This window comes from Streptomyces sp. NPDC055078 (assembly GCF_053607985.1).
The window spans coordinates 1-5,609 of the sequence record NZ_JBSGUP010000549.1; the positions used below are offsets into that span (position 1 = coordinate 1).

The 5,609-nt window shown below is 71.1% G+C and carries 4 protein-coding genes; 3 read left to right on the forward strand and 1 reads right to left on the reverse strand.

Going from position 1 to position 5,609, the window contains the following annotated elements:
* On the reverse strand, positions 1 to 2,071 hold a 2,071-nt coding region (locus tag ACWF94_RS31670), incomplete at its 3' end, for an ATP-binding protein (RefSeq protein WP_453496266.1).
* Between the two features lie 253 nt (positions 2,072 to 2,324).
* On the opposite strand from ACWF94_RS31670, the gene ACWF94_RS31675 reads away from it, so the two are divergent.
* From ACWF94_RS31675 to alaS, 3 genes are all read left to right on the forward strand, one after another.
* Entirely contained in the window at positions 2,325 to 2,780 is a 456-nt protein-coding gene (locus tag ACWF94_RS31675) for a DUF948 domain-containing protein (protein ID WP_453496269.1), read from the forward strand.
* Between the two features lie 6 nt (positions 2,781 to 2,786).
* Positions 2,787 to 3,161: a DUF6167 family protein gene (locus ACWF94_RS31680; protein ID WP_453496272.1), complete on the forward strand. Its 375-nt coding sequence runs from the start codon at positions 2,787 to 2,789 to the stop codon at positions 3,159 to 3,161.
* The coding region (alaS, locus tag ACWF94_RS31685; RefSeq protein ID WP_453496274.1) for an alanine--tRNA ligase at positions 3,161 to 5,609 on the forward strand (2,449 nt) is incomplete at its 3' end. The genes ACWF94_RS31680 and alaS, both read left to right, overlap by 1 nt.

Consider the following 5,609-nt stretch of genomic DNA (forward strand, 5'->3'; position numbering starts at 1 on the left):
GTACCGCCGCGTCCGTCGACAGCTCGCGCCCCTGCCGTACGAAGGCGTCGTACCGCTCCGCACCCAGCGCCGCGGTCGCCCGCTGACGGCACAGACCGCGCGGCGCCCCGAAGGTTCCGGACCCGAAGAGCGGGACGCCCACCGCGTCCCACAGCGGGGCGGTCGCCCCCTGGAGCACCGCGGCCTCGGCCGGGTCGCCCTCGCCGGCCGTGACCAGCGCCAGCAGCTCGATGGCGAGCACCAGACCGACCAGGTCGTTGAACCGGTGGTTGACGGCGATGGCCTCCGCCAGCAGCTCCCGCGCCCCGCCGTACTCCCCGCGCGTCCAGGCCGCGTACGCCAGGACGTACAGCGCGTAGGCCCGGGTCCACAGCTCGCCGCGCTCGACGCAGATGTCCCGCACCTCCGCGCACAGCTCGACGGCCTCGGCGAGCCGGTCCCGGAAGACCAGCACCAGGGCCAGCTCGACCTGTCCCATCAGCACGCTGCTGTTGAGTTCGCCCAGCTCCCGGTACGAGGCCAGCGCCCCGCGCAGGAGCTTCTCGGCGTGCGGCAGCTCGTCCGAGAGCAGCGCCAGACAGCCCAGCCGGTGGACGGAGTACGCCACCGCCACCGGGTTGTCCGTCCGGATCGCGTCCTCGCGGCACTCGTACAGGGCCGCGGAGGCCGCCGCGCTGTCGCCCTGGAGGATCGCCACATAGCCCAGCACGGACAGGGCCTTGAGCCGCGACTCGTCGTGCTCGCCGGTCAAGGCGAGTGCGCGGTCCAGCCAGTGCCTGCCCTCGGCCAGCCGCCCGCAGCCCACCCAGTAGAACCAGAGCGTGCCCGCCAGATACTGGCCGAGATGGGTGTCCTCCGGGCTTTCGAGGCACAGCTCCAGGGCCGCCCGCAGATTGGGCAGCGCGCTCTCCGCGCAGGCCGCGACCTCCACCTGACGGGGGCTGAACCAGTCCAGCTCGCACCAGGTGGCCAGCCCCACGTACCAGTCGCGGTGCCGCTTGCGCATCCGTTCGGTGTCGCCGAGGGCGGCCAGCCACTCCCAGCCGTACGTCCGCAGCGTGTCGAGCATCCGGTAGCGCGGCCCCGCCGGTGTCTCCTCGCGGGAGAGCACGGACTGGGCGATCAGCCCCGAGAGCACATCCAGCACACCGTCGGCGGGCAGATCGCGCCCGCTGCACACATACTCCACGGCCTCCAGGTCGAAGGGTCCGGCGAAGACCGACAGCCTGGCCCACAGCAGCCGCTCCTGGGGGGTGCACAGCTCATGGCTCCAGCCGATCGCCGTACGCAGCGTCTGATGGCGCGGCAGCGCGCCCCGGCTGCCGTCGGTGAGCAGCCGGAACCGGTCGTCGAGCCGCTCCAGCACCTGGTCGAGACTGAGCGCGGGCAGCCGTCCGGCGGCCAGCTCCAGCGCCAGCGGGATTCCGTCGAGCCGCCGGCAGAGTTCCTGGACGCGGTCCCGGTTGCCGTCGGTCAGCCGGAAGCGGGGCATCGCCAGGGCCGCGCGGTCGGCGAAGAGCCGGACGGCGTCCGGCTGCGTCAGCGGGGCGATCCGGTACACCGTCTCACCGTCCACCCGCAGCGGTCTGCGGCCCACCGCCAGCACCTGAAGGCCGGGGGCGCGCGACAGCAGATCCCGTACGAGCGCCGCGCAGTGGTCCACGACCTGCTCGAATCCGTCCAGCACGAGCAGGAAGCGCCGCTCGGCGAGATGCTCCAGCAGTACATCGCGGGGCGGCCGGCTGGTCTGGTCGGTGATGCCGAGCACCTCGGCCAGGGTGTGGTCCACCAGATCGGGGTCGCAGACGCCGGACAGCGTCACCAGGCCGACCCCATCGGCGTACCGATTCTGCAGAGCGCTCGCGCCATGGACGGCGAGCCGTGACTTGCCCACCCCGCCCACCCCGGCGACGGTGACCAGCCGGGAGCCGTCGAGCAGCCGGGTGAGTTCGGCCAGCTCGTCCACCCTGCCGACAAATCGATTCAGCTCGGCCGGGAGATTGCCCTGGGCCGCGGGGGGACAGGGGGGATGGTTTTCGCAGGAGCAACAGTTGCGTTGTGAGCGCCGCATGGGACACGCAGCGTACCCGCACGATTCCACTCCGTACAATCTTCATGCATGACTCCGCGCCGGTGACGGCCCACCCCGGCACCCCCCGGTTGCTCCGGTGGTTGCCCGATTGTCTCCCGGTCGCCCTCGGCCTCATGCGGTAGCCCCCCGGGTCTTATTGCGGTAGGGGGTGCCATCGCGGGCGCGATAGGGTCGTGGGACGAATTCCGAGGTTTCAGCGACAAGCTGGCGACAATGCAGAGAGCGGTGCAGCGTGACCGGTGGAGAGGTTGCCGGGCTCCTGGTGGCCGTCTTCTGGGCGATCCTCGTCTCCTTCCTCGCCGTGGTGCTGGTGAGGCTGGCTCAGACGCTCAGGGCGACCACCCGACTCGTGACGGATGTGACCGAGCAGGCCGTGCCGCTGCTGGCGGACGCCTCCGCGACGGTCCGCTCCGCACAGACGCAGCTCGACCGGGTCGACGCCATCGCGACGGATGTCCAGGAGGTCACCTCCAACGCCTCCGCGCTCTCCACGACGGTCGCCTCCACGTTCGGCGGCCCGCTGGTCAAGGTCGCCGCCTTCGGCTACGGCGTCCGCCGGGCGATGAGCCGCAAGGACGAGCCGGCTCCCCCCGAGCGCTCCCGCCACGCCGTCGTCGTCGGGCGCACGGTCCCGGCGCCCCGCGGCGAGCGCGGCAAGGGCCGCGGCCGGTGGGGCAGGAAGGGCTGACGCAGTATGTTCCGCCGCACATTCTGGTTCACCGCGGGCGCCGCCGCCGGCGTCTGGGCGACCACCAAGGTCCATCGCAAGCTGAAGCAGCTGACCCCCGAGAGCCTCGCCGCGCAGGCGGCGAACAGGGCGGTCGACGCCGGGCACCGGCTCAAGGACTTCGCACTCGACGTCCGGGCGGGCATGGTCCAGCGCGAGGAGGAACTGGGCGAGGTGCTCGGGGTGAACGCTCCGCCCGGGCTGCCCGCCCAGCGCCACCGCCCCGCGATCGGGCACCCCGTACGCATCCATGACACGCCCCCCGATCGCCCTGGTATCCCCGATGGCCCCGATATCCCCGAGATCACCGACAACCCGTACAACCGGAATGAGGACCACTGATGGAGTCGGCTGAAATCCGCCGCCGCTGGCTGAGCTTCTTCGAGGAGCGCGGGCACACCGTCGTGCCTTCGGCGTCGCTCATCGCGGACGACCCGACTCTGCTGCTGATCAACGCGGGCATGGTCCCCTTCAAGCCGTACTTCCTCGGTGAGACCGCGCCGCCCGCCCCGCGCGTCACCAGCGTGCAGAAATGCGTCCGCACCCCGGACATCGAAGAGGTCGGCAAGACCACCCGGCACGGCACGTTCTTCCAGATGTGCGGCAACTTCGCCTTCGGCGACTACTTCAAGGAAGGTGCCGTCACGTTCGCCTGGGAGCTGCTCACCAGCTCCCAGGACGACGGCGGCTACGGCCTCGACCCCGAGCGGCTGTGGATCACGGTCTACGAGGAGGACGACGAGGCCGAGCGGATCTGGCGCGACGTGATCGGCGTGCCCGCCGAGCGCATCCAGCGTCTGGGCATGGGCCCGAACTTCTGGTCCATGGGCGTGCCGGGCCCCTGCGGCCCCTGCTCCGAGATCAACTACGACCGCGGCCCCGAATTCGGCGAAGAAGGCGGCCCCGCCGTCAACGACGAGCGCTACGTCGAGCTGTGGAACCTGGTCTTCATGCAGTACGAGCGCGGTCCCGGCGAGGGCAAGGAGGACTTCCCGATCCTCGGCGAGCTGCCGTCGAAGAACATCGACACCGGTCTCGGCCTCGAACGCCTCGCCATGGTCCTCCAGGGCGTGCACAACATGTACGAGACCGACACCCTGCGCGTCGTCATGGACCGGGCGACCGAGCTGACCGGGGTGCGCTACGGCGCCGATCACGGCTCCGACGTCGCCCTGAGGGTGGTCGCCGACCACATCCGTACCTCCGTGATGCTGATCGGCGACGGGGTCACCCCCGGCAACGAGGGCCGCGGCTATGTGCTGCGCCGCATCATGCGCCGGGCCATCCGCAATATGCGTCTCCTCGGTGCCACCGGACCGGTCGTCGCCGAGCTGGCCGACGCGGTCATCACCATCATGGGCGTGCAGTACCCCGAACTGATCACCGACCGGGAGCGGATCGAGACCGTCGCCCTCGCCGAGGAGGCCGCCTTCCTCAAGACCCTCAAGGCCGGCACCAACATCCTCGACACCGCCATCAGCGAGACCAAGTCCGGCGGTGGCCGGGTCCTCGCCGGGGACAAGGCGTTCCTGCTCCACGACACCTGGGGCTTCCCGATCGACCTGACCCTGGAGATGGCCGCCGAGCAGGGCCTCGCCGTGGACCAGGACGGGTTCCGGCGGCTGATGAAGGAGCAGCGGGACAAGGCCAAGGCCGACGCCCGCGCCAAGAAGACCGGCCACGCCGACCTGTCCGCCTACCGCGAGGTCGCCGACGCCGCCGGCTCCACCGAGTTCACCGGCTATGTCTCCACGGACGGCGAGTCGACCATCGTCGGACTGCTGGTCGACGGTGTGCCTTCGCCCGCCGCCACCGAGGGCGACGAGGTCGAGGTCGTCCTCGACCGCACCCCGTTCTACGCCGAGGGCGGCGGCCAGCTCGCCGACCAGGGCCGGATCCGGCTCGACTCCGGCGCCGTCATCCAGGTGCGCGACGTCCAGCAGCCGGTTCCCGGTGTCTCCGTGCACAAGGGATCGGTCCAGGTCGGCGAGGTCACCGTCGGCGCCGCCGCCCACGCCGCCATCGACACCACCCGCCGCCACGCCATCGCCCGTGCCCACAGCGCCACCCATCTGACCCACCAGGCGCTGCGCGACGCGCTGGGCCCGACGGCCGCCCAGGCCGGCTCGGAGAACTCGCCGGGCCGCTTCCGCTTCGACTTCGGCTCGCCCGCCGCCGTACCGGGCACGGTCCTCACCGATGTCGAACAGAAGATCAACGAGGTACTGGCCCGGGAGCTGGACGTCCAGGCCGAGGTCATGTCCATCGACGACGCCAAGAAGCAGGGCGCCATCGCCGAGTTCGGCGAGAAGTACGGCGAACGGGTGCGGGTCGTGACCATCGGCGACTTCTCCAAGGAGCTGTGCGGCGGTACGCATGTGCACAACACCGCCCAGCTCGGTCTGGTGAAGCTCCTCGGCGAGTCCTCGATCGGCTCCGGTGTGCGCCGTATCGAGGCCCTCGTCGGGGTGGACGCCTACAACTTCCTCGCTCGCGAGCACACGATCGTCGCCCAGCTCCAGGAGCTGGTCAAGGGCCGTCCCGAGGAGCTGCCCGAGAAGATCTCCGGCGTGCTCGCCAAGCTCAAGGACGCCGAGAAGGAGATCGAGCGGTTCCGCGCCGAGAAGGTCCTCCAGGCCGCCGCCGGGCTGGCCGGGGGAGCCAGGGACGTACGGGGCGTCGCCCTGGTCACCGGGCAGGTGCCGGACGGCACATCCGCCGACGATCTGCGCAGGCTGGTCCTCGATGTCCGGGGCCGCGTCACGGGAGGCAGGCCGGCCGTCGTCGCCC